The sequence below is a fragment of the Pediococcus claussenii ATCC BAA-344 genome (genome assembly GCF_000237995.1).
Lineage (GTDB): Bacteria > Bacillota > Bacilli > Lactobacillales > Lactobacillaceae > Pediococcus > Pediococcus claussenii.
Genome location: NC_016605.1, coordinates 1502639 through 1526256 on the forward strand (window position 1 = coordinate 1502639; position 23618 = coordinate 1526256).

General features: G+C 36.7%; 26 protein-coding genes, 1 pseudogene and 1 riboswitch. Of the genes and pseudogenes, 10 read left to right on the top strand and 17 right to left on the bottom strand.

The features are described 5' to 3' along the window. Window positions 1-10 precede the first annotated feature (10 nt). From thiE to PECL_RS07495, 6 genes are all read right to left on the bottom strand, one after another. Window positions 11-661, bottom strand: a complete 651-nt coding sequence (gene thiE / locus PECL_RS07470; protein WP_014215971.1) for a thiamine phosphate synthase — start codon at window positions 659-661, stop codon at window positions 11-13. Then, window positions 658-1470, bottom strand: a complete 813-nt coding sequence (thiD, locus tag PECL_RS07475) for a bifunctional hydroxymethylpyrimidine kinase/phosphomethylpyrimidine kinase (protein ID WP_014215972.1) — start codon at window positions 1468-1470, stop codon at window positions 658-660. Before thiD ends, thiE begins: the two co-directional genes overlap by 4 nt. Further along, window positions 1470-2267 (bottom strand): hydroxyethylthiazole kinase, encoded by a 798-nt coding sequence (thiM, locus tag PECL_RS07480; RefSeq protein WP_014215973.1) that lies wholly within the window; start codon window positions 2265-2267, stop codon window positions 1470-1472. Before thiM ends, thiD begins: the two co-directional genes overlap by 1 nt. Before the next feature lie 80 nt (window positions 2268-2347). Then, a riboswitch (TPP riboswitch) is annotated at window positions 2348-2453 on the bottom strand. A gap of 284 nt (window positions 2454-2737) precedes the next feature. Further along, window positions 2738-3283, bottom strand: a complete 546-nt coding sequence (locus tag PECL_RS07485) for a GNAT family N-acetyltransferase (RefSeq protein WP_158308529.1) — start codon at window positions 3281-3283, stop codon at window positions 2738-2740. A 350-nt stretch (window positions 3284-3633) separates the two neighbouring features. Then, complete coding sequence (locus tag PECL_RS07490) at window positions 3634-5454, bottom strand: DUF2207 domain-containing protein (RefSeq protein WP_014215975.1); 1821 nt, start codon at window positions 5452-5454, stop codon at window positions 3634-3636. Next, on the bottom strand, window positions 5441-5998 hold the full coding sequence (locus tag PECL_RS07495; protein ID WP_014215976.1) for a TetR/AcrR family transcriptional regulator: 558 nt from the start codon (window positions 5996-5998) through the stop codon (window positions 5441-5443). The genes PECL_RS07490 and PECL_RS07495 overlap by 14 nt, the downstream gene beginning before the upstream one ends. Before the next feature lie 138 nt (window positions 5999-6136). Between PECL_RS07495 and PECL_RS07500 the strand changes: the two genes are divergently transcribed. Beyond that, entirely contained in the window at window positions 6137-7909 is a 1773-nt protein-coding gene (locus PECL_RS07500) for an oleate hydratase (protein WP_014215977.1), read from the top strand. 260 nt (window positions 7910-8169) lie between these two features. Here PECL_RS07500 and PECL_RS07505 read toward each other — a convergent pair whose 3' ends face one another. The 3 genes and pseudogenes from PECL_RS07505 to PECL_RS10025 all read right to left on the bottom strand — a co-directional run. After that, entirely contained in the window at window positions 8170-8844 is a 675-nt protein-coding gene (locus PECL_RS07505; protein WP_014215978.1) for a CPBP family intramembrane glutamic endopeptidase, read from the bottom strand. Between the two features lie 123 nt (window positions 8845-8967). After that, the gene (locus tag PECL_RS07510) at window positions 8968-9507 is read right to left on the bottom strand and encodes a sigma-70 family RNA polymerase sigma factor (RefSeq protein WP_041534657.1); all 540 of its coding nucleotides are present in this window, start codon (window positions 9505-9507) and stop codon (window positions 8968-8970) included. A gap of 451 nt (window positions 9508-9958) precedes the next feature. Beyond that, window positions 9959-10126 (bottom strand): annotated as a pseudogene (locus PECL_RS10025) (DUF2188 domain-containing protein); the annotation flags it as partial. Window positions 10127-10385: 259 nt separating this feature from the next. Between PECL_RS10025 and PECL_RS07515 the strand changes: the two are divergent. The 7 genes from PECL_RS07515 to PECL_RS07540 all read left to right on the top strand — a co-directional run bounded on the left by PECL_RS07515 (window position 10386) and on the right by PECL_RS07540 (window position 13232). Beyond that, window positions 10386-10646: a GlsB/YeaQ/YmgE family stress response membrane protein gene (locus PECL_RS07515; RefSeq protein WP_014215982.1), complete on the top strand. Its 261-nt coding sequence runs from the start codon at window positions 10386-10388 to the stop codon at window positions 10644-10646. 5 nt (window positions 10647-10651) lie between these two features. After that, window positions 10652-11200, top strand: coding sequence for an alkaline shock response membrane anchor protein AmaP (amaP, locus tag PECL_RS07520; RefSeq protein WP_014215983.1), 549 nt, complete (start codon window positions 10652-10654; stop codon window positions 11198-11200). A gap of 20 nt (window positions 11201-11220) precedes the next feature. Next, on the top strand, window positions 11221-11415 hold the full coding sequence (locus PECL_RS07525; RefSeq protein WP_041534779.1) for a hypothetical protein: 195 nt from the start codon (window positions 11221-11223) through the stop codon (window positions 11413-11415). Window positions 11416-11429: 14 nt separating this feature from the next. Beyond that, a complete protein-coding gene (locus PECL_RS10360) occupies window positions 11430-11555 on the top strand; it encodes a hypothetical protein (protein WP_267878785.1) in 126 nt (41 codons plus the stop codon). Beyond that, window positions 11545-11961: an Asp23/Gls24 family envelope stress response protein gene (locus tag PECL_RS07530; protein WP_014215986.1), complete on the top strand. Its 417-nt coding sequence runs from the start codon at window positions 11545-11547 to the stop codon at window positions 11959-11961. Before PECL_RS10360 ends, PECL_RS07530 begins: the two co-directional genes overlap by 11 nt. 16 nt (window positions 11962-11977) lie before the next feature. After that, the gene (locus PECL_RS07535; RefSeq protein ID WP_014215987.1) at window positions 11978-12427 is read left to right on the top strand and encodes an Asp23/Gls24 family envelope stress response protein; all 450 of its coding nucleotides are present in this window, start codon (window positions 11978-11980) and stop codon (window positions 12425-12427) included. A gap of 205 nt (window positions 12428-12632) precedes the next feature. Continuing rightward, entirely contained in the window at window positions 12633-13232 is a 600-nt protein-coding gene (locus PECL_RS07540) for a TMEM175 family protein (protein WP_014215988.1), read from the top strand. A 34-nt stretch (window positions 13233-13266) separates the two neighbouring features. On the opposite strand, the gene PECL_RS07545 is transcribed toward PECL_RS07540, so the two are convergent. Beyond that, the gene (locus PECL_RS07545) at window positions 13267-13920 is read right to left on the bottom strand and encodes an SGNH/GDSL hydrolase family protein (protein WP_014215989.1); all 654 of its coding nucleotides are present in this window, start codon (window positions 13918-13920) and stop codon (window positions 13267-13269) included. 127 nt (window positions 13921-14047) lie between these two features. Here PECL_RS07545 and PECL_RS07550 point away from each other — a divergent pair, with 127 nt between their 5' ends. After that, entirely contained in the window at window positions 14048-14461 is a 414-nt protein-coding gene (locus PECL_RS07550) for a MarR family winged helix-turn-helix transcriptional regulator (protein WP_014215990.1), read from the top strand. A 248-nt stretch (window positions 14462-14709) separates the two neighbouring features. Here PECL_RS07550 and PECL_RS07555 read toward each other — a convergent pair whose 3' ends face one another. The 3 genes from PECL_RS07555 to PECL_RS07565 form a co-directional block, all read right to left on the bottom strand. Then, window positions 14710-16806 carry a heavy metal translocating P-type ATPase gene (locus tag PECL_RS07555; RefSeq protein ID WP_014215991.1) on the bottom strand — a complete coding sequence of 699 codons (2097 nt, stop codon included), beginning with the start codon at window positions 16804-16806 and terminating at the stop codon, window positions 14710-14712. After that, complete coding sequence (locus tag PECL_RS07560; RefSeq protein WP_014215992.1) at window positions 16796-17227, bottom strand: CopY/TcrY family copper transport repressor; 432 nt, start codon at window positions 17225-17227, stop codon at window positions 16796-16798. Before PECL_RS07560 ends, PECL_RS07555 begins: the two co-directional genes overlap by 11 nt. Window positions 17228-17433: 206 nt before the next feature. Continuing rightward, window positions 17434-18327 (bottom strand): LysR family transcriptional regulator, encoded by an 894-nt coding sequence (locus PECL_RS07565; protein WP_014215994.1) that lies wholly within the window; start codon window positions 18325-18327, stop codon window positions 17434-17436. 124 nt (window positions 18328-18451) lie between these two features. On the opposite strand from PECL_RS07565, the gene PECL_RS07570 reads away from it, so the two are divergent. Then, window positions 18452-19660: an aminotransferase-like domain-containing protein gene (locus PECL_RS07570; protein WP_014215995.1), complete on the top strand. Its 1209-nt coding sequence runs from the start codon at window positions 18452-18454 to the stop codon at window positions 19658-19660. A 369-nt stretch (window positions 19661-20029) separates the two neighbouring features. Here the strand turns inward: PECL_RS07570 and PECL_RS07575 are convergent, their stop codons facing one another. The 4 genes from PECL_RS07575 to PECL_RS07590 form a co-directional block, all read right to left on the bottom strand. Further along, window positions 20030-20773 carry a glycosyltransferase family 2 protein gene (locus PECL_RS07575; RefSeq protein WP_014215996.1) on the bottom strand — a complete coding sequence of 248 codons (744 nt, stop codon included), beginning with the start codon at window positions 20771-20773 and terminating at the stop codon, window positions 20030-20032. A 9-nt stretch (window positions 20774-20782) separates the two neighbouring features. Next, window positions 20783-21430 (bottom strand): hypothetical protein, encoded by a 648-nt coding sequence (locus PECL_RS07580; RefSeq protein ID WP_014215997.1) that lies wholly within the window; start codon window positions 21428-21430, stop codon window positions 20783-20785. Between the two features lie 182 nt (window positions 21431-21612). Further along, complete coding sequence (locus tag PECL_RS07585; RefSeq protein ID WP_014215998.1) at window positions 21613-22533, bottom strand: L-lactate dehydrogenase; 921 nt, start codon at window positions 22531-22533, stop codon at window positions 21613-21615. A gap of 55 nt (window positions 22534-22588) precedes the next feature. Further along, window positions 22589-23617: a YeiH family protein gene (locus PECL_RS07590; protein ID WP_014215999.1), complete on the bottom strand. Its 1029-nt coding sequence runs from the start codon at window positions 23615-23617 to the stop codon at window positions 22589-22591. Window position 23618 lies beyond the last annotated feature (1 nt).

The window sequence follows — 23618 nt, forward strand, 5'->3', positions numbered from 1 at the left end:
ATGTCTCTCCTTATGCATTCACAATTTTTTGAATCTTTTTCATATTAATTTCCGGGTCTTTCATTTGAGTAAATAAGCTAATAGCCGCAAATCCCTTAACTCCCGTTCGCATTGTTTGTGCCAAATTGCTCATTGTAATTCCGCCAATGGCAACAACTGGATATCGACTCTTTTCAACCAATTTATGCAGTTCATTAACTCCAATAGCTTCTCCAGCATCTGATTTAGATGTAGTTTCAAAAACCGTTCCACTTCCAATATAATCAATTCCAACTAAACCATTGGCTTGCTCAACCTGAGTCATCCTATTACATGAAAGACCGACAATCATCTCATTACCAACCCTATTTAAAACTGATCCAATTTGTTCATCTTTTTGCCCAACATGAATTCCCTCAGCACCAACTTGAATCGCAAGGTCGACATCATCATCAATTATTAATGGAATATGATATTTTTGAGTTAATTCATGACATTGTTTCGCAAGTATGACTAGTTCCGAACGATTTTGAATGCTATTAATTCCTTTTTCGCGTAACTGAAAGGCGGTTATCCCATTTTTTAAGAGCTCTTCTACCTTTTGTAAAAACTGTCCCTTATCTTTAACATCTTGCGTTCCAGCGACTAGATAAATTTTTAATATTTTTTCATCAAACTTCATTTATTTTCCTCACTAAATGCCCAATGATTCAGAGGACCATGGCCATGGCCAACTTCAATACCATGTTCAATCGAGGCGTTAATAAATTGCTTGCCAGTCTTAATGGCCTTTCTTAAATCTCGTCCTTTGGCTAACTCCGATACAATTACAGAAGAAATAGTATCACCTGTACCATGGGTATTATTCGTTTCAAAACGTTGTCCAACTAATTCCAATTCTTCGCCATTTTCAAACAAAACATAGTCTCTACTTTCACTGGAATTATCAAAGTGTCCACCCTTAATTAGAACATTCTTTGCTCCCAACTCTTGTAGTTTCTGTGCAGCAAGCTTAACCTCATCAATTGAGTTAATAGTAATGCCAGATAGTTTTTCTGCCTCAGGTAAGTTAGGTGTTATCAAGTATGCAAGTGGAATTAGTTCATTTTGAACCGCATCAATTGCATTATCACTCAACAACTTTGCTCCACCTTTTGCAATCATAACGGGATCAACAACCAATGGACCAAAATTGTATTTTTTATAATTTTCAACCACAGTATGAACAACTTCAGCATTTGCTAACATACCTGTTTTAGCAGCTTTAATATCAAAATCATCTGCCAACGCCTCAAACTGTTTGTCAATAATCCGCTTAGGCATTACCTCTACATCTAAAACTCCCAACGTGTTTTGTGCCGTAACTGCAACTACTACACATGTCGAAAAAACATGACGTTCCTGCATAGTTTTCATATCTGCTTGGATGCCCGCACCGCCACCGCTATCTGTGCCAGCAATCGTTAATACTTGTGCAACTCTTGTACTCATTAAGCTTCCTCCACCTTCGCCGTTTCAGTCACTTGTTTTGATGTGATGTTTGCCATTTGATCTAATAATTCTGACATAAACTTACCTGGTAAAGTCTGCTTTTCTAGTACTTGCGCTGCAGCTTCACCCGAACAAGAAACCACTAAACTAGCAATTTGAGCAGCCTCCAATGGTGTTTTTACGACCGCACAAAACGCACCAGCAACGCTTGAAAGTAGGTCACCCGATCCGACAATTAGTGGTAATAAATCCGTGTTATTTAAAATTTTAACAACTCTATTTCCATCTGAAATATAATCTACTTTTCCACTGGCAATGACCGTCGTTTCATATCTTTGCGCGCATTTTTGAACAACTTCTTTTGCCTTGTCAGTAGAGTCTCCAGCATCAATCCCATGTGTTTGCCAATCAATGCCTGCCAATACCGCAATTTCACCAATGTTTCCACGAATAATGTCAAAGTGATATTTTTTCAATAATTCCAATCCCAATTTTTTCCGATATTTAGTTGCTCCTATTGCTACAGGATCCAATACCAATGGAATTTTTCGTTGATTCGCTGTCTGACACAATTGGTTAATAAATTCTTCGTCTTCTTTCCGAGCAGTTCCTAAATTAACTACTACAGCCGAAGCAATCGTTGCCAATTCTGTGGCCTCATCACCTTCGTTACTCATAATTGGTGATGCACCAATCGCATTCAATCCATTTGCGACTAGAAAAGGTGTTACAAAATTAGAATAGTTAACCACAATCGGATTTTTACTTCTTAATCCCTCAATATCACTTAAATTCATTTCAGTCCTCCTAATTATGGAAGGCAGGAAGTACTGCGTGTTTTAAAAATAAAAAAGCCATCCTAAAAGAAGGATGGCGTACACCAGTACAAACACTTTCCTTCGCAAGTATCAACTTACAGGTTCAAAGGGATCACGCTGCTCAAGCGTATCTCAGTTCTTCTAAGAACACCCCTAGTGTAATGTTATTATTGTATTCGCTTTTATGTTACCGCATGAAACATTGAAAAGCAAAAGATTTTTTACCCGTACATTATTATTTTTCAAAAAGAACAATTGTCAAAATGTATATTCATTACATCTTACTAAAGAATAGATGGATTCCACCTTAAACGCTCTACTGAAAGCAGTAAACTGAGATTGTCCACTGAAAAATGTTCCTCAATTGCTGATTATGTTTAGAGTATTTATTATTTCACTCATTAGCCTAGTCATTGAGTCGATTAAATTCTCAATCTACAATCATATCTCTACATCAGCAAATCACGATAGTCGCTCTGCACGATTGCGTGGTAACACATATCTACCATTTCGCCTCGAAATTCCACTTCCTGTCGAGCAATCCCCTCTCGAACCATCCCTCCGCGCTCCATCAAACTTTCGGATCTTCGATTGTCCAATGTATGCCTAGCGTATAACCTCACAAAATTCATTTCTCTAAAAAAAATATTTTCTAAAGCACGAACTGCTTCAATCGCATATCCTTGTTCTTCAAAGTTATGGTTCAAAACGTAACTTAATTCAGCATTACGATTTGGTTCATCAATGTTTAGTAAATAAATAGTACCAATCATTTTCCCTGTACTCTTCAATTCAATTCCATATTTTCCGATCGGATTTTTAAGAAATATATTATTAATATTCTCCCTAGTCTCCTCAATCGATTTATTAGTTGGAAATACATAGTATGCATTTTGCGGATCACTAGCATACTCATACATATCCATAGCGTCTTCCAGAGTAACCGGTCGTAGAAGCAACCGATTCGTTTTAATTCTTTTTCTTATTTTTACCACACTTGGCAGCTCCCTTTTTTGCATTTTTATAATAATTTCTAGTTGGCTAGTGGTGAGATGGTCTTATTGTCAGAGCCTGCTCCACACTCTTTTTTGTCGAAACGTGTTCCTCACCCCAACTTCCTCCGGTTATCCTGCAAACCGAACCATGACCTAACCCGTCATAATTCAATTTGCCTGATAATCCTCAGAAGCTGCCCCGGTGTGCTCTACACTCTTTTTTGTTGAAACGTGTTCCTCACCCCAACTTCCTCCGGTTATCCTGCAAACTGAACCATGACCTAACCCGTCATAATTCAATTTGCCTGATAATCCTCAGAAGCTACCCCGGTGTGCTCCACACTCTTTTTTTAAAATGCTCCCCCTCCTGATCCTCCTCCGAATCCACCGGAACTGCCACCTGAAAATCCACCTGAGCTTCCGATTACACTTGCATTCGCAGCAGTTGCACTTGCCATTACCTGACCAAGCGAACTAGAGATTGAAGCATTTAATACTGCACCATATCCGGCATAGTAATATCCGTAGAATGGCACCGATTCATTCAACTGATTTCCAAAATCAACTTTTAACTTATTTGCAACTTTTTCCGCTAATCCGAACGCTGTTGCATACGGCAAAATTTCTTCCCATAATAACAAGTCACCAATCTCTGCTGTATTAAAATGCCCAATGTCATTAAGCATTTTTCGGAAACCTTTGATTTGATTTTCAAGTTCCAATCCTTTTTGGTTATAAATGCTATCAACACGCCAAATTCTAAATAACCAGATTCCTAAAACTAAAGTAATCAATAATCCAATAACTAAGGTAATAATTACCGCTGTCACTGCAAATTGGGCAGCTAAAAAAGCACTGACTACCATAAAACCAAAAGCAATTAACGTAATTCTACATAACCTATTCCGAAATTCTATATTTGAATTGTCTTTATAAGGTGAAACCTTTTTTTCAATACCATCTTGCCAATCCTCAAACCAAGACAGTATTTCATCATCCGTATCATTATTAGCGTATCGCTTAATTTGTTCTAACGTCACACTCTTACCATTACCAATGATTCTCACACAGCTGTCTAAAAATACCATAATGCCTTTTTTCAAAACAGTAATTTTTATCGTCTTTTTCTTGGATCGCTTTCCATCAACCGTTTCGAATCCTACTTCTTTTCGATTAGCTAAAACTAACATTTCTGCCGACAGAGCATCCGTATTAGCTTTTTTTCTACTCCAAATAGCTTCTGCTACAGCAGGCGATACCGATGGAATCTCAAAACTATGATCAATTGGAGTTGGTCTTGGATAATTTTTAAACCTATGTGTTAAAAGCCAATGCACATTAACCCCCACCATCAATAATCCAATTAATCCGCTTACAACTGTCGCAATTAAGAAAAATAAATTGCGATGTTCTTTTTGATTATTGGTTTTCTGAGCTAGCTTAGCTTCAAATGCCTGCTCCTTTTTTAAATGATTCTTTTTAACTAAGTTCGTATTTTGTGGGGTTACCAATGTTGGAAACAGTAAATGAGCACCCACAAAATCATTTGGTTTATCTTCAGCCATCGTAATCCTAACATTACCATTCTTTTTATCAACCGTAGTATATCCGGAAGAATCGGAATGGATCCAAGCCTGCAACCGACTAATTTTACTGGCGGGTAGATTAATTCTAATTTTTACATTCTTAAGTGGAACATCCCATCCTTCGCCAATTATTTTCCAATTCACTTCAGCAGTATCAAGATAATTAGTAACGACCCCATATAGCTTGTAACGATATGTAACATCAAATTCATTTCCATACTTAGTTGTATGATAGACTTTAACTTTTATTTGTTTCCCACTCTGAGTTAACTTATATGTATTTTCAGCTCCAGAATTAGCAGCCTTTACTATTTGCGTATTGTTCCCACTTGTAATCGTCACATTTTGTAACTTACCACCCTTTATTCCCCGTAAATCTTGAGTAGCAAATACCCCGTGGTACTCACCGTCGAACAAATAGCCAACCGATTGCTTAACATCTGCGTTACCCCTCTTATCAACATCAGCTGTCACTTGATACCTATTAATCTCATAGTCCGCATGTACAAGAGTTGTTTTCCAAAAAATAAAAATCAGAAAAAAGCTTCCCAGAAATATGATAAATTGCCTTCTAGAGTTCTTCATTGTGCCTCCTACCTATTTTTTCATCTAAATCATTTTTAATTTTAGTTGCCATTCTACTTGTTAGTTCATCAACCGATACATGGTATCCATTGGCCCTCCAATACAGCAATATCGAAAAGACAGCACCTGAATAATACGCAATATCGTAATCTTGAAATGAGATCTTCTCGGTAATTCCTGATTCAAAAAATTCACGAAAATATTCAGTCTGTTTTCGTAAAACGATTCCTTCGATCCCAGCGTTTACAATAGCATTTAAAATATTTACATTGTCTTTAAAATAACTAAAATAAACGTTCAATAGTTGTTCTAACTGACTCAACTGATGATTTGAAATGTCAGAAATAAACTGATCATATTCAGTCTGAATAAATCCATCTAAGACATCATCTTTCAACCGATAATTTCGATAAAATGCCATCCGTGAAACTCCTGCTTTTTCAGTGATTTCTTTAACGGATATATCATCATATTTTTGCTCCTGCATTAGTGCAAATAGAGCCTCTTCAATTTTTTGTTTTGTTCGTGCACTTTTTTTATTCATAATAATCTCCTACTGCGATTATATCATTGATAAATGAAACCGTTTGCACTACAATATAAATATAGTTACATATGTAACTATTATATCGCAGACAAACCATATTTTCTATGCGCTTGCCTAGCATTGGGAGGGTTCTTTATGTATTACAGTAATGGTAACTACGAAGCATTTGCACGACCAAAAAAGCCGGCAAATGTTGATCAAAAATCTGCATATCTAGTTGGGTCCGGATTGGCCTCATTGGCTGCTGCTACATTTTTAGTTCGTGACGGTCAGATGGCTGGTGATCGTATCCATGTCCTCGAAGAGTTAGGCCTTCCTGGGGGCAGTATGGATGGAATATGGAATGAACAGAAGGGATATATTATACGTGGTGGTCGTGAAATGGAACCTCATTTTGAAACATTATGGGACCTATTTCGCTCAATTCCATCTCTTGAAAATGAAGACGTATCAGTTCTTGATGAATACTACTGGCTCAATAAAGAAGATCCAAGTTTTTCTAAGGCACGAGTTATTGAAAACCGTGGTCAACGCATGGCAAGTGATGGTAAGTTAACTTTATCCAGAAAGGCAATTAACGAAATTATTAAGGTTGCTTTAACTCCCGAAGATCAACTTCAAGATAAACAAATTGACGAGGTATTTTCACAGGAATTCTTTGATTCAAACTTCTGGTTATACTGGTCAACTATGTTTGCTTTTGAACCTTGGGCGAGCGCGCTGGAAATGCGTCGTTATTTACTTCGCTTCGTACATCATATCGCAACTTTATCAGATCTATCTTCGTTACGATTTACAAAATATAACCAATATGAATCTCTTATTATACCAATGGTTAAGTTCTTGGAATCAAAGGGTGTTCATTTCCAGTACAATACAACAGTTGATAACATACTAGTTAATCGAGTCGGAACTGGTAAAGTTGCTACTAAGCTTGAAATGACCGTTGATGGCAAACACGAAAGCAAAAAATTAACAGCCGATGATCTAGTATTTGTAACAAACGGCTCAATCACAGAAAGCACAACATATGGTGATAATACACATGCTGCTCCAGTAGAACATGAACTAGGAGCAACTTGGCAACTTTGGAAAAATTTGGCCGCCCAGGATCCGGATTTTGGACATCCAGAAAAATTCTATGACAATATTCCAGATGCTAACTGGACCATATCTGGAACCATCACCTTTAACGATGATCGTGTAACTCCATACATTGAAAAAATCAGTCAAAAGGACCCACATAGTGGATCTATCGTAACCAGTGGACCAGTCTCGATCAAAGATTCAAACTGGTTATTAGGGTATTCAATCAGTCGTCAACCACATTTTAAAGCGCAAAAGCCTAATGAACTAGTCGTTTGGGTCTACGGACTATTTTCAGATAAACCTGGCAACTTTGTAGATAAGAAAATCACTGAGTGTACCGGTATAGAACTCTGTGAAGAATGGCTCTATCATATTGGCGTACCGGAAGATCAGATTGTGGATATTGCAACTAATTCAGCAAGTACAATTCCAGCACACATGCCATATATCACTTCGTACTTCATGCCCCGTGCCCTCGGAGATCGTCCATTAGTAGTACCTGAAGGATCGGTCAACTTAGCATTCATAGGTAATTTTGCCGAAACAGAACGTGACACAGTGTTTACAACGGAATATTCCGTTCGTACCGCGATGGAAGCAGTTTACACACTGCTTAATGTAGACCGTGGAGTTCCGGAGGTATTCGATTCCGCCTTTGACGCACGAGTTTTGATGAATGCAATTTACTATCTTAATGACAAGAAGAAACTAGAAGATATCCAACTTCCATTTGCTGAAAAAGCAATCGAAAAACAGGTCTTAAGGAAAATCAAAGGGACATACATTGAAGAACTGCTAAAAAACGCACATTTATTGTAAAAGCGCTAGCGCCTTTGAAAACAAGGGATTAATCAAATTATATTTAAGTACTATACAGTGACCTGCTCTCAATAATTCGACCGAGAGTAGGTTATTTTATTCATTCAAATTCGTTTGATATTGTACCAAATCGTAATTTCAAAATTTAGTTGTAAAAATACCCCAGAAACTTTTCATTCCAGTTTCTGGGGTACAAATTAATTATGCGATTTTTTATTTATATACAACATCTTGAAAGTCGAGGGCTCCGTTTAGACCGATTATTTTCCAACTGGTAAATTTAAAAAGACAACCGCTAAAGTTGGTATTGCAAACAGGAAGTTCCAAATGAAATGGCCTAACAAAGTGACCCAAATATTTTTAGTCTTATAGTATATCCCTGTTAGAGCAAGTCCCGTAATCCCAAGAGCGATCATTGAAGAAAGCTGGTCACCTGAAATAAAATGCGCTAGCCCAAATAATAATGAAGAAACAACCGCCATCAGGATAAAGGTTCCTCTGCCACTCTTAACAAACTTATAAAAAAGCTCATAGCGAAAAACGACTTCCTCCGTAAAGGGGGCCATTAAGGGAACAAAGAAAGACAGCAATACCGCAAAACGAAATTCAGGCGAACCTGGTACCAAGCTAACTGATCCCGGAGTAAATGCTTTATTTACTACTTCTTGAACCAGTTCAAAAACAGCAATAACCAGTATCACATACAAAAGGTTTCGTCCTAAATGCTCTCTAAACTTTACCCACTCTTCTTTTAAAAATTTACCACGAACTCCTAAAACAACAATAAAGGCTATAACTGCAACCGCAAACCCAATTATTGACAACAGTAAAGGCCGATCCTTTAAGAATTGTGGCTTGAACAATCCAATTAATATTTCAATTGGAAGTAATGATAAGATTATATAATCCGACTTATTCCACCCTTGATTTTCCATAGTTACTCCCACGATATTAAATTTGCTTAATCTTACCCTTTCTTAAAAAATATTGTCAAATATTTTTTCTACTGTTAGCTTTTAAATTCATATTTTCACTTCAATTAGTTTTTATATTAGAACCTATCTTTTTTGCCTAATTTTTTGAAATTTCCCTTCAATTTTTCTCCGAATTTGATAAACCGTCTGCCTTGAAATTTTTTCTTTCTTAGCAATCTCTCCGCCAGTTAAATTTTCTTCATAACATAAACGTATAAACCTTCGTTCTCTTTCCGTGCAGCATTCCATAAGTCGCTCTATCAGATCAATAGTTGCTGTCTTTTCAAACAAATAATTCGATTCAGGATTGGGTATTTCCACTAAAAGGTCGTTTACCTCACCTTCATTGTGTGAATTAATCACTTGCGACTTTCGCAATAAATCTAAAATGCGCCAATAAACTGCCTGATACGCATAACAACTAAATTTTTGATTTTCTCTTGGATTATCCGGATAGCTTACAAAAGCTTTTGCAAACGCAAGTCTTCCCTCCTGAACTAAATCATCAAACTCAGCAGACCAGTTATTAACGTTTAGACGCTTTAAGACACCGTAAATAATCCCTTCTTGTTCCTCTTTAATTAAGTAGTTAAGTCCCTCAGTTAAATTTCTTTTTTTATCCATCATTTGAATCCCCACTATTGTCAAAAGATCCAAAGGCCTTTGGTCACCTACTACTATAAAAACTTAGGCAAACAAAACATATACTACATTTTTGCCACTTTTATGCAGGAAATATCATGTAACCGCAATTTGAAAGCAAAAAGCTAAAAACAAGCATAAAATCATACGAAAAAATTAAAGATTAACTCTTATTTATAAAGTCGGAAAATTTCGTTTAACCCGTTTTCGTTTTAATTAACATAACCTTTTATCCATAAGAATTAGGACTTCAGGTATTTACCAGAACGGTCCATACTTGAGAGACCGACTACAATAAGTTCAACAGATTTAAGCTATTAGCATAGTACCAACAAAAAAACGCTACTGCGAATAAAACCGCGTAACGTCTTTTTTATTCAGTCTTATCTTCCAATAAGCCTTAGTGGTAGCGAACCGAGTTCTTATATTCCTACTTTTTATCTTCCGCCCATCTCTCCGCCTGCTTGATACCAATTGGAATCGCTCGATCTTCTTTATATCCCTCTTTTAAAAGAGCATTCGCAATTTCGATAGCCTTGTTTCGTACCTCAGTTGATAAATTCTTCATCGAAGTTGGATAGTTTTTACTATTCCACGGCATAATAATCTCCTTCTTTTATTTTATAGTATTGTTTATCAAATGCTAATATATAAAACACTATTTTTCCAACAAAACGCTTAACGTTTAACTTCATATTATTTGGATAAACCATGATTATTAAGGATAATTTCCTTTATTACTTACTAATAATAACCATAAGCATTTATTTTGATAAAAATAACCATTACATGTTATTTTTTAGATAGCAATAACAAGTTGTTATTGACTAATACACTTATTTTTGAAAGGAGTCTTTATTATGCTTGGATGGTTATGGTCGATGATTGTTGGTGGAATTATTGGTGCGATCGCTGGGATGATTACAAGTCGCGACCTCCCAGCAGGGATTATTGGAAATATTATTGCTGGATTAGTGGGTGCTTGGATTGGTCAATCACTGCTAGGTACTTGGGGTCCTGTCTTGGCTGGTATGGCAATTATCCCTTCACTAATTGGTGCTATAGTCTTAGTTTTAATCGTTTCAGCCGTTTTCGGAATGCGTAAACGAAATCAGGGGTGATTGAAATGAATCGAGTCACCAAATCGCTTATCGGAATTATATCGATTATTGTTGTCTTACAAGTTTTGTGGTTTATTTCTCTTCTAATTAGAGTTCCAAAGCTAAACGAATTCACCGAACAAATATTGCCGGTTGGTGCTCAAGCTACGAGTATCACTGCAATCGTTTTTGCAGCTTGTACTCTATTGTTTGCAATATGCGCTTTACTTTTAATAACAGTTACTCGTACAGCCGAAAAAGACCTTACTGTAAAAAACAATCAGGGTCGCATGACCGTTTCGCGAAAAGCGATTGAAAAAATGGTTAATCAGGCGGCATCCAGTAACGCCGACTTAAGTAATATCCATTCTTCAATTAAGCTACATAGCAACGGAAAGCAGGCCCATGTATACGTAGAAGCAATATCGTTATCCGATAGGGACTTTCAAGCCAAAGCACGAGAACTGCAGAGCAACGTCAATGATAGTTTACAAAAATATTTAGGCGTTAAAAGCAAAACGAAGGTGCATATTATTCCAAGAAGAGCATCTTCTGAAAACTTGAAAGTCACATAGGAAGGATGAGGATGGAGCGTATGAGTAAAGAATTGATTGGTGTCATCATTGCGATGATCATAGGAACTGTCTGGGTGTTTAGTAGCTTTAGCGGAGCACTGTTAGTTGCCTTAATGGGAATTCTAGGTTTTGTTCTAGTAAAGTACGGAACCCTGTTAATCAGCCAAATTCTGGCAGAGCTGCGTTCAGCACTTAACCTAGATGACAAAAGATGAATGGAGGAAACCACATGGCAAAAGACGTTAATCCGAGAAAGCCTTTAAAAACTCTTGGTGGCATGCTAATTGCCGCCGGATTGATTGGATTATTTATTTATCGTAAGTCAATCAAGGAGGTCTTAAACGATGCAAACTAAACCGGTAGAGCAAGCCCACCTAACTTTTGAAACAAACGTTATCGAAAAAATAGTGGGCGTTACAGCTCGTAAAATCAATGGAATCTTATCTTTTGAAGGTGGAATGTTAAGTAATATAACTGACCGCCTACGTACTAAGTCCGACCCAACTCAAGGGATCACTGCTGAGGTTGGCGAACACCAAACTAGAATAGAAATGAATGTTGTAATCGAATACGGATATGAGATGCAATCAGTTTTTGAACAAGTTTGTAAAGATACCGCCGACGCTATTAAACAATTGACTGGTTTAACCGTAATTGAATTAGACTTTAATGTCGTTGACGTAATGACGCAAAGCGAATGGAAAAACGCTAATACTGGGAAACCTAATTCTACTTTAGATCCCAATAAAAATTTAAAATAGAAAGGAATTTTTAATCATGGAACCTAATACACCTACTACTACTCTTACTTTTGACGAAAACGTTTTAGCGAAAATAACCGGAAAAACGGCCGAAAACATTGACGGGGTCCTCTCACTGGAAGGCAACTTAATCGACAAAGTTACAAACCAATTCTCCAATGGCGATGATCCCACTCAGGGCGTTAACGTAGATATTGACGAAGATGATCATGTTGTCAAATTGGAATTAGATGCAATTTTGGAATATGGCAAAAATGCACAAAGTATTTTTGATAAATTAACCAATAAGGTTTCCACTGCCATCAATGAAATGACTAATATGAAAGTCACTGAGATTAAACTCAACGTTAAAGATATGCTAACGCGTGAAGAATGGGCAGAACAGAATAAGAAAAAGGAACAGAACAAAAAAAAGGAACGGGATTCTAAAACTGGTAACGAACCAACTCCAGACCCAAAACCTTAGTTTGAGGGCCAACTGTGGCTAGGAAAGTTTTCAAAATTCCAGTCCAATTAACTATAGCCCTTTACAGATTCACGTTCTCAATACCTGAAATAAAATAACACTCTTAGAACCTTGGAACGTCAGAACTTTTACTGACAATCCGTGGTTCTTTTTTTAGTTAAAGTAATATAGAATAAACATTAATCATATAAAAAGGAGTTCAGCCTTGACTAAAGAACGCTTATCCGCTTTCACCGACGCCATTATTGCAATCATTATGACTATTTTAGTGTTAGACATTCCACAACCAACCAGTGCCACGTGGGTGGCTATTTGGAATCTACATACTCATTTTATTGCTTATACAATCTCTTTTAGCGGACTGGCAATTATGTGGAACAATATTCACAACATCACTCAAATTGTTCGTAGGATTAATGGGCACGTGCTGTGGAGTAATATTTCCATGCTTTTCTTTGCCTCCTTATTTCCATACACAACACTTTTTGTTGCTGACCATTTTAGCTCCTTTGTTGCAGAGTTATCATATACATTAATTTTCACATTGCTATCAATATCTTATTTTGTTACCACTGGACTATTACTAATTGCAGATCCTTCCAATGAGGGACTTCGCTACACGGTTAATCGCCCATCACGAATCATATTAGACATGTCATTCAAAGCTTTGGGTATCTTCATCGGAATTTGGTATCCTCCAATCATGCTATTTAGTACCCTTGCAAACATGCTAATCTGGATTATTCCTGACAGACGCGCCGAAAAAGTTGCCAATAAGATCAATAAAATTAATAAACTGGAATAATTAATCAACTTCACAGCAACCCTAGTTCTATAGTCTATTTCAAATACTTCATCATGTTTTTTAGAACAATTTCATACCCTTTAGGATACATATGTGTACCGTCAAAAGTAAGGTCATCCCGCAATAAACCATTTTTATCTGTCAGCCCCTGATTAACATTGATATACTGGTATCCATTCTTCAAAGTTAACTGTTTAATCTTGGAACTAGCTTCTTCTAACGCACGGTTACTTCTATCATCAATTGCAGTTACCGCTTTGTCATTTACTGGATAAAAAGCCATTACGAACACTTCGGTATCTGGTAATTCCCTTTTAATCCGTTTCAAAATTTGATCGTAATTGCCTAAAAATTCTTCCTCTGGAACATGAAACCCAATATCATTAGAACCAATATTAATAAACACCTTGCTTGGTTTTAAATCCAAAATTTGTGTGTTCATATTTTCCAAAAGGTATTTCGTTGTTGTGGCCCGAATTCCTCGATTATAAATTATTTTACCTAATTTCAAATCATGTTCTTCTTGCATTTTTTCAATAGGAAAAATCTCCATCAAAGATGAACCAACGAAAACAATCTGGCCCTTTTGAGCCTTTTGATTGGCTTCCCTATATTTCTTTAATAAGCCCTCTTGAAAATTTTTAATTTTAGGATCTAATCTAGTTAGTTTTTTTGACTCATCTTTCATATGCGTAACTTCCTTATATTTATTGTTAGACCATCTAACATTTGGTATATTATACCCATATTGTTAGATAGTCAAACTGTTTTATAAACTAACTTTTTTTGGTAAAATAAATATACGAGGTGATCATGTGCATAAAGCTAATCCAGATACCATTATTACTTTAATAGATGAAATAAGCGTCACGGAACAAACTCAGCTCAATCAAATCTTAAAAAGCAGCAAAGTTACGGTTCAGCAAGCCATGCTTTTAAGGTACATTGATAAAAATCCAAAAACAATTCAAGCTGATATTGTTAAAATAACACAGCGAAAAGCGGCTACTGTTTCTACTTTGCTTGGAAAAATGGAAAAAAACGGACTGATAATAAGAACTATTCCTGTATACAACACTCGTAACAAAGAACTTAGCTTAACTGATCAAGGACGACGTGTCCTTGCATTTTTCTCCGATTCACAAAAAGAGGTTAGGCAGCAACTTGTGGCGGGCCTAACAGAGGCTCAACAACAGGATTTAATTAAACTGCTACAACAAATGCGCTAAAATTTTTACGGTCACTAAAACAAATACTGAATCCTCTTCAACCTCTTTAATATGGCCTCAATATTTATTGTTGTCCATTATTTACCTTATATTTAGAATACTCATGGGTACTCTAAATTTTCCCCCAAGCTATCTGAATAACCAATTTATACATTTTATGTAATTTCACCACAGATGCTATATTAATTGTAAACAAAAAATCGCAGCTACAATTATTTTGTAACTGCGATTCTTATCTAAAATATTTTCTAATTTCTCTTAATCTTCAACGTCATAGCGTTCAAAGCTACAATAATAGTTGAAAACGACATAATTAATGCTCCCATAGCAGGATTTAGCATAAATCCAAAGGGCGCCAGAATACCAGCTGCAAGGGGCATCGCTATAATATTATAGCCTGCTCCCCACCACAGATTTTGAACCATTTTTCGTTTAGTAGCATTGGATAACTCTAAGAATTGAATAATGTCCTGCGGATTACTATTGACCAAAACCACATCAGCAGCATCAATTGCAACATCAGTTCCGGCCCCAATAGCTACACCAATATCGGCCGAAACTAAACTAGGCGCATCATTAACTCCGTCACCAACCATCATAACTCTATGTCCCTGTGACTTATATTTTTTCACAACATCTTGCTTATTCTCTGGTAACAAATGGGCCTGCACTTCTTCAATTCCAACCTCATGTGCAACTTTTTCAGCGGTTGCATGATTATCACCAGTTAACATTACAGGTGTGATTCCCATTGATTTTAGTCGGGTGATAAAGCTCTTCGATTCTGATTTTATTTGATCACCAGTCCCGACAATTCCTAAAACATTTTTATCGTCAATCAGATAACTAACTGAAAGTCCTTGATTCGCTAATGCTTCGTATTGCTCAACATTGTAACCAATTTTTTGCTTATCCAGGTAGGTCTTAGTTACAATCAAATAATTTTGATTGTTAACTTTGCCGCTTAGACCAACACCTTTTATAGTCTCTACCTTTTCGGCTGTCGGAATCTCGATTTTTAATTTTTCCGCGTATTGAGTAATACTCTTGGCAATTGGATGACTTGAATTCTTCTCCAAACCAGCCATGATGGTTGTTACCTGTTTATCCGTTATTGCATCATTAACTGACTTTAATTCAGCCACTTTGAAGTTTCCATTTGTGAGGGTACCAGTTTTATCCAAAAGTACCATATCAATCTTAGTTGCAGCTTCTGTAGCATTTCGATCGCGAATCAATAATCCATTAACTGCCGCAATTGAAGTCGATCTTGCAACTACCAGTGGGATCGCTAATCCAAGCGCGTGAGGACACGCAATTACAAAAACCGTTACCATAACGGAAAAAGCCTCTGAAACGCCACTAATTGGTAACCAAATAACAAACGCCAAAATACCAACCGCTGAAGCTGAATAGAACAACCAGCCAGCCACTTTGTCAGCTAGGGTTTCTGCCTTCGATTGTGAATTTTGAGCTTCACTAACCATTGCAGTCACTTTAGATAAATACCCACTATCACCGGCCCCCGTCACTTCAACCGTAATTGCACCATCGTTGTTGATAGAACCACCAATCACTTGGTCGCTAATTTTCTTCTCAACTGACTTCGACTCCCCTGTTACCAATGATTCATTTACAAAAGTCTGACCTGAAACTATTTTACCATCAGCTGGTATACTTTCTCCCGCTAATATCAGTACCTGATCACCGACTTTAATTTGGTTGGTTGGCACATCACTTGTCTGTCCATCGCTCCCCACTAAATGGGCCGTTGCAGGTAACAGGGCGGATAGTTTATCAACAGCATTACCGGCCGCCATAACTGAATTCATTTCAATCCAGTGACCCAACAGCATGATAACAATCAACGTTGCTAGTTCCCAAAAAAAGTCCATGACACGCATTTCACCATGATTATAAAAATTATTAACATAAAAAGCATATAAACTATAAAAATACGCAACGGAAATTGCCATTGTAATTAAAGTCATCATAGCAGGTTTACGTTCTTTTAGCTCTTCGCCGGCCCCTCCAATAAAGGGATATCCACCATAAAAATATAATCCCGTTGCAAGTAACAACACAAGCCAATTAGAGCCAGGAAAACTGATATGAAAAATATCAATCCCCATTAGTGGAGAAATCATGATGACGGGAATCGCCATAATCGTTGAAATAATCAACCGTTGTTTGATATTGCCCATGTGTCCCATCCCGCTCATGTGGCTCATAGTACCTCCATGATGCATATCACTCATATCCATTCCTGACATATTCATGTCGTCGTGACTCATATGACCCATATCATGTTTCATCATTTGATTATTCTTCTCATTATTTTTCATGGCAACCCTCCGGCAAACAATCACATTCAACTTCTTCCGGCGCACTAACCATCCTATCTGTTAGTGCGTTTTGAATTTGTTGAATATCGCTCTTACTAATTTCAACGTTCTCAAGAACATTTTCCAAGACTTTCCCAACCTTATGGGCACAAAAGTTTTTAAAGATTACGGTTGCTTGCTGATCCATAGTATCCAGCTCAGAAACCGTTGCCGTATACAGATACGTACCAGTATCTCGGTTACGTTCCAAAAATTCTTTCTTGGTCAATCTAGCAATAAGCGTTTTTATAGTAGAATCTGACCAATCAGCCTTCTTTTTCATAATTTCAATAATTTGCTTACTAATGACCTCTCCTAGTGTCCAAACTATTCGCATGATCTGCCACTCGGCTCCTGAAATATCTGGTTGTTTGTTTACCATTTTTGAATCTCCTTGTTTACATTTGTAGATTACTTATAATATACATTCACAGTCTACACATGTCAACTAAAAAACTTACCAATGCAAACTATTCATAGTCAACTGATATTTTCAACAAAACAAAAAGATAGTGTTAATCTTTTTTGGTGGGCCCGCTTAACCAATATTCGGAAAAGCAATATGCATCATTTGTAACTAAGTATTCCTTAATTTAAAAGGTCCCCCGTATAAACATCATCAAGATAATCAAAAATCACTTCTCGCATTTTAACTACTGATGGCGATTCTTTAGTTGTTAGATTAGTTAATAAACAGATTGTCCTAGCAAACTTTGCAGAAAATGGGTATACCTTGTAATCACCTGACATTTTTTGCAGGGCTAACTCCGGTAAAACCCCCAATCCTAATCCTGACTCAACCATCGAAAGAATTGAAGCATCATCAATTGAATAACTAATTGCATTAGCTGAAACATTGTAACGATCTATCGCTTTTTTTGTATCTCGATCATAATCGACCTCTTGCAATATAAAATTTTTTCTTCCAATATCACTTGCAGTTATCCACTTTTGATTGCGGGGGATAAAATCAGCGGGCGCAACACAGAAAATAGGATCTTCAATTAGAGGTTCAACAAGAATGTTTTCACTGATTGGTAAAAGTGAAAATCCAATATCGATTGTTCCTAATCGTACCCGTTCTGCAATGTCATTAAAGCCTCCCTGAACTAGTTCAATTTCGATTTCTGGATACTCTTTTTTAAAACGTTGGATAATTTCAGGCAACCAATTTGTTGAGACTGATGAAAATGCTCCAATTCTTATTTTTCCAGTGTTTACACCGATAATATTATTAGCAACTTGTCGCAACCGATCTTCAGTGTTAAGAATCGACTGAATAATAGGCAAAATCTTTCTCCCGTCTGGCGTCAGTGACACACCCGTCCGATTTCTTATAAAAATTGGGAATCCCAGTTCTATTTCCAATTGGTTAATACTGTGACTAACTGCACTTGGCGTAACATTTAAAAGTGCTGCTGCCTGATTAAAAGTGCCCTGTTCAACAACCGTTGTAAATACTTCATAGCTGAAATTTGCCATTATATCTCCCGTTCTATATTAAACATGAATTATATTCATCTATAAATGAAATAGTTGAGTTTTACTTAACATCAATATGAGTTTACCATAAAGTTATCATAACCAAACGGGAGGGAATTACTTTATGAAATTAGCAAATCGAACTAAAAAAACTTCTAACTCCGGACTAGACGAAATATTTGCAGCATCGGGTCCCGGTGTAATTTCATTTGCCGGTGGATATCCTGATCAACAGTTGTTCCCAAAACAAGAACTTGAAAAAGCATTTTCTAGTTCCTTTCAAAGTTCCAACTCAAACTTACTACAGTACAACAGCAGTCTCGGTTACTTACCACTTCGTGATAAGCTGGCACAGCGCCTCCAAGATGACGGAATTGTTGTCAACGCAGATTCTATTATGCTAACCCAAGGTGCACAGCAGGGGATCGACCTAGCTGCCCGCTTATTGTTGGACAAGGGTGATGGAATTGTTGTTGAGGCACCCACCTATCTTGGTGCATTAGCTGCTTTCGATGTTTATGAACCAACCTACTACGAAGTTTCAATGGATAACGACGGAATGAATATCGAAGCACTCCGCAAAGTTTTAATGTCTCACCAAGTTAAAATGATTTATACGGTTCCTGATTTTCAAAATCCAACTGGAACAGTTATGTCACTTGAAAAAAGAAAGGCACTTATCAAATTAGCTAATGACTATGATGTAGTTATTTTGGAAGATGGTCCCTATCGAAATCTTCGCTATAAAGGTGAATCATTACCGCCTATTAAGCATTTCGACACCCAGGGCCGTGTGATTTTCCTTGGTAGCTTTAGTAAAATTCTTGCTCCGGGGTTACGTTTAGGTTGGTTAACTGCTGGCCCAGAACTCTTTTCAGGGCTCGTCGCCTTAAAAGGGGGCTCCGATGTTGAATCAAGTAATCTTACAATGGCTAGCGTGAATGTTTACTTAGAAGAAAATGATCTTGATGAGCATATTGCAACTGTCCGATCTACTTATAAGAGACGTAAAGATGTTATGATCGAATCTCTTCAACATTTTTTACCTTCGGGGGTCAGTTATACTAACCCTGATGGTGGTTTCTTCTTATGGCTTACTATGCCAGCTGGGTTTGATTCAACCGAATTTTTAAAAAATAACTTAATTCCAAATAAAGTTTCATTTGTCCCTTCAGCAAACTTAATGCCTTCAAAAAAGCTAAAAAATGCAGCACGTTTGAGTTTCAGTAATGTGAGTGAAGAAGATATTCGATCTGGAATTCAGACTATGAGTCAGTTGCTATCTGCAAAGCTTATTTCAATGAAGGGGATAAAAAAGCACGTAAAGCAATAAAAAGTCCCATAATGATAAGACTATTTTGGTCTAATCATTGCGGGACTTTTTTATAATTAAATGCTGTACACAAAAAGTGACTTCGTCTAAAAGTTTAATACGTGTTATTTCTACAAATCATTGTTGTTATTTACTAATACTTTGCAGATTATTTTTATTAAAATGTTCAAATACATTTTCATGATAAAATTTAAATTAAAAAGCGATCTGATTTCTTTAAAAAAGAAGTCAATCGCCTTGCTTTATAAAAATAATGATGTAATTAACAGATACTTCATCAAAAAATACTCAAACTACAACTAAAACCTAAATTAAGTTTATTTATTTTGCATCTCTTTCTTATTATTTAAGTAAATAATATCTCAAAGATCACTCATTGATCTTATCATCCCGCGCGTGAATTTTCTTCTCAACCTCATGTTCTCTCTCACGCATCTCAAACGTTGCCGAATGAATAATACTGCTAGAACGGTTGACCTTATTGTACAAACTTTCACTCAAAAATTTAAACTTAGGATACTTTGCCTCAAACACGTAATCGGCTGTAAATAAAAGGTCTTCAGCCATCTCTAATGATTCATCAAATTGGATATTATTTTGAATAATCACACTACGACGAAACATCTTATTCCAAACGTATCCACCAATTGGATCACCGTGTCTAGTTGATCTGCTATACATATCGCTTCTTGAAATGTTGCTCCAACCGCTGTGCGTCACTTCTTGTCTACTCCAACGACCGCCCCAAGAATAGCCAACAACCGTCATCGCGGTCTCTTCATCAAATCCATTCACCAAAGTTTCAATAAAATTCGGCTCAATAATGTCGTCTCCATCAACAAAACTAATGAACTCACCTTTACTTTCGATAATTCCTCGGTTACGTGAAACGGATACTCCCTCATGACCTTCTAGCTCAACTAATTTAATTCGGGAATCTTTAGCAACCCAACTTTTTTCAATATCTTTTGTGTTTACGTTACTGCCGTCATCAACAACAATGATTTCAATCTTCTGATAACTTTGTGCAACAATACTTTGCAAACTTCGATTCAAATAATCTGCTAGATTATAAACCGGAACAATAACACTAACTAACTCACTGTTTGCCATATAATTCACCTAATTTCGAATAGTTGTTACATTTTCAAAGGCATCCGAAGTAGCAGCCTTTACCTTTTGACGCAAAATTGTACGCCATTGTTCGCGGGGTGTTGTAGTCACATTATCAAGGTAAAGCTCGCGATGCCATCCGTCGTCCTCTTCGGCTTCAAATGGAATTGAGTTAATATACTCTTTTAATTTATTTTGAACAGCACTATTGTTTTCAATTTCTCCGACGTTTCCAATCTGTGCTTCGGTTCCCTCTTCAAAATGAATAAACTTAATTCGCTCTGGATCAACTGTTAATTGGTCCTTTAAATTATTAATTGCTTGATAAACCGCTTCTTCTGGCATAAAGTTTGGGTGCTTCATTAACATCCAATATTTAATAGTTCCATCTGCCATCACCTTTTTATTAACGTTTAAGGGATAATGTACATAGTTTTTAAATCCGGCAATTTCAACACCATTCTCTGGTGCCTTTGTGAGATAATCAGCAATTAAGTACATGTTCTTTGCATTTTCGATGAAGGCCTCATCCTTATCACTACCACTATCTTCAATGGCTAGATACTGCCTTTTTCCTAAAACAACTACTGAGCCATCCTTTGTATCAGTTGTATATTCATCTGCCTCAAAAGTATGCCAATCAAATAAAAATGCCATGTTAATTCCTCCCCACACTATTTTTCAGAAATTATACTGCTATTATTGTTGAAAGTGTATAAATTTCACTTTTGCTTGATTCCACTAATTAAATAAAAAAATAGTTTCAAATATCTTGAAAGCTGTTGAAAATATTTCTTAGCTAACTCAATTTGAAACTATTTTGTAGTGCTTACTAACAACTAATTAGATTGTTCTACTTTTTCTTTGATATATTCTGCTGACTTTTGCAGCTTATCCAATTCTTCGCTTGTTAATTTAAGTTGAATCTGCTCGATAATTCCGTCTCTTCCAACTACAGCTGGATATGATAAGTATGTTCCATAGTCTTCTCTGTAATTTGAAACTGGCAACACCTGACGCGCGTCACTCAAAACAACGATTGCTAAACGAACCGCTGCAGCTGCAACACCATAGTTCGTATAGTGCTTACCCCTCATAACGTAATAGCCACCAACTCTAGCATCCTCATTAATTTGATCTAAATCAAGATCTCGTTCCTTAGCCAATTGTTCAATTGGTGTATCAAACACCTTGACCGTTGACCATGCTGTAAACTGTGAATTTCCGTGTTCACCCAAGTTATACCCGCTAACTGAACGTGGATCAATATCCAATCCCTTAGCAACAGCTCGTTTCATACGTGCTGAATCCAATAAAGTTCCTGTGCCAATCACATGCTTTTTAGGAAGACCAGTAACTTTTTGATAAATTGAGGTAATAACATCAACTGGATTAGTAATCGCAATAATTACACCATTAAATCCAGACTCTTTAATTTTCTCTGCTACCTTAGTGACTTGTTCACGATTAAATGGCAATTCAGCAAAACGATCACCATTTGGGTTATCTGACAGCTTAATCTTGCCCAGTGCCGAAATAATGACGTCCGCATCCTTAAGGGCAGCATAATCATTCACAATAATATTGGTATGTGTTGGTAAGTTTTCCATTGCATCTTCGAAATCTAATGCATCAGCCGAAACCTTATCCACATTTTCATCAATTAAAACAATATCATCAGTGTACCCATTTGTAATAATTTGTTGCGCAACGGCTGAGCCAACATTGCCCAAACCGATAACTCCTACTTTTCTTGTCATATTAATCACCTCACCACAATTTTAATGTTATTCACATCAATTGCCAACCTAAATTTTAAAAGAACATTTTACTTGCCCCTGCAACGAAGACCAATAACACTGTAGATGCAAGGATTGCTGCGGAAAAAGGTTCCTTTCCACGTTTAAAAATCACACGAAAATTAACCGACATCCCCAAAGCCGCCATTGCCATTCCAAGTGTTATGTAAGCTAATTTAACTAAGCCAGCTAATAGTCCAGCACTCATCGGCACAAATGTACCGATAACACTTGCTAAAATAAATCCGCCCATGAACCATGGAATTGGTAACTTTTGAATTGGTCCATTAATAGCAGATTCATTCTTTCTAACGTACTTACGGTGCCAGAATCCGATAATTAATGCTGCAGGTGCTAATAATAAAACTCGTGACAACTTAGTAATAATCGCATTATCTAAACTAACTGGTCCCCCAGAACTTCCAACAGCCACTGCATGCGCAATTTCATGTAATGACCCTCCCGCCATAACTCCAAACTGAGTAGGTGTCATGTGCAAAAGCGGTTTAATTCCAATCTCAATAAAAGTAAACACTGTACCTAAAATTGCTACAATTGCGATTGCTAAAACCTCATTTTCTTTTTGTTCTTCTTGTTTTGACTCTGGAACTTCGATTTGAGGAGAAATACCCATAACGGCAGCGGCTCCACAAATTCCTGTACCACTTGCTACTAAAATTGCTAAATTAGGATCCACTCCAAATCTACGACTTAATAAATATGTTCCGATGATTGTACATGTAACAACTATTATTGCTAATAAAATGGTTTTAATTCCGGCATGTGCAAGACTGATTAAGTTTAATTTAAAACCTAATAAAATAATTCCTAAACGTAAAAACTTATTAGAGATGAACCCCGTACCTGGCTCTGCAGCTTTTTTAACTGTTGGTGTCACTTGAACTAGCATTCCTAAAATCAATGAAATTACCAAAGCCCCTACTAAAGTTAACATTGGCAATTGCGCTAAAAGCGAACCTAAAGTCGCACAAACCAGGGTAACCAAAAACGAAACCCAAAACCCACTTGTTCTAAATCTATTCATT

Coding starts and splice junctions, on each gene's coding strand:
- PECL_RS07565 (WP_014215994.1), bottom strand. CDS start 18,327: ATGGCAAATTTCAGCTATGAAGTATTTACAACGGTTGTTGAACAGGGC.
- PECL_RS07510 (WP_041534657.1), bottom strand. CDS start 9,507: ATGGATAAAAAAAGAAATTTAACTGAGGGACTTAACTACTTAATTAAA.
- PECL_RS07575 (WP_014215996.1), bottom strand. CDS start 20,773: ATGGCAAACAGTGAGTTAGTTAGTGTTATTGTTCCGGTTTATAATCTA.
- thiD (WP_014215972.1), bottom strand. CDS start 1,470: ATGAGTACAAGAGTTGCACAAGTATTAACGATTGCTGGCACAGATAGC.
- PECL_RS07490 (WP_014215975.1), bottom strand. CDS start 5,454: ATGAAGAACTCTAGAAGGCAATTTATCATATTTCTGGGAAGCTTTTTT.
- PECL_RS07500 (WP_014215977.1), top strand. CDS start 6,137: ATGTATTACAGTAATGGTAACTACGAAGCATTTGCACGACCAAAAAAG.
- PECL_RS07505 (WP_014215978.1), bottom strand. CDS start 8,844: ATGGAAAATCAAGGGTGGAATAAGTCGGATTATATAATCTTATCATTA.
- PECL_RS07555 (WP_014215991.1), bottom strand. CDS start 16,806: ATGAAAAATAATGAGAAGAATAATCAAATGATGAAACATGATATGGGT.
- PECL_RS07495 (WP_014215976.1), bottom strand. CDS start 5,998: ATGAATAAAAAAAGTGCACGAACAAAACAAAAAATTGAAGAGGCTCTA.
- PECL_RS07515 (WP_014215982.1), top strand. CDS start 10,386: ATGCTTGGATGGTTATGGTCGATGATTGTTGGTGGAATTATTGGTGCG.
- PECL_RS07525 (WP_041534779.1), top strand. CDS start 11,221: ATGAGTAAAGAATTGATTGGTGTCATCATTGCGATGATCATAGGAACT.
- PECL_RS07545 (WP_014215989.1), bottom strand. CDS start 13,920: ATGAAAGATGAGTCAAAAAAACTAACTAGATTAGATCCTAAAATTAAA.
- PECL_RS07570 (WP_014215995.1), top strand. CDS start 18,452: ATGAAATTAGCAAATCGAACTAAAAAAACTTCTAACTCCGGACTAGAC.
- PECL_RS07530 (WP_014215986.1), top strand. CDS start 11,545: ATGCAAACTAAACCGGTAGAGCAAGCCCACCTAACTTTTGAAACAAAC.
- PECL_RS07590 (WP_014215999.1), bottom strand. CDS start 23,617: ATGAATAGATTTAGAACAAGTGGGTTTTGGGTTTCGTTTTTGGTTACC.
- PECL_RS07535 (WP_014215987.1), top strand. CDS start 11,978: ATGGAACCTAATACACCTACTACTACTCTTACTTTTGACGAAAACGTT.
- PECL_RS10360 (WP_267878785.1), top strand. CDS start 11,430: ATGGCAAAAGACGTTAATCCGAGAAAGCCTTTAAAAACTCTTGGTGGC.
- thiE (WP_014215971.1), bottom strand. CDS start 661: ATGAAGTTTGATGAAAAAATATTAAAAATTTATCTAGTCGCTGGAACG.
- thiM (WP_014215973.1), bottom strand. CDS start 2,267: ATGAATTTAAGTGATATTGAGGGATTAAGAAGTAAAAATCCGATTGTG.
- PECL_RS07580 (WP_014215997.1), bottom strand. CDS start 21,430: ATGGCATTTTTATTTGATTGGCATACTTTTGAGGCAGATGAATATACA.
- PECL_RS07585 (WP_014215998.1), bottom strand. CDS start 22,533: ATGACAAGAAAAGTAGGAGTTATCGGTTTGGGCAATGTTGGCTCAGCC.
- amaP (WP_014215983.1), top strand. CDS start 10,652: ATGAATCGAGTCACCAAATCGCTTATCGGAATTATATCGATTATTGTT.
- PECL_RS07560 (WP_014215992.1), bottom strand. CDS start 17,227: ATGGTAAACAAACAACCAGATATTTCAGGAGCCGAGTGGCAGATCATG.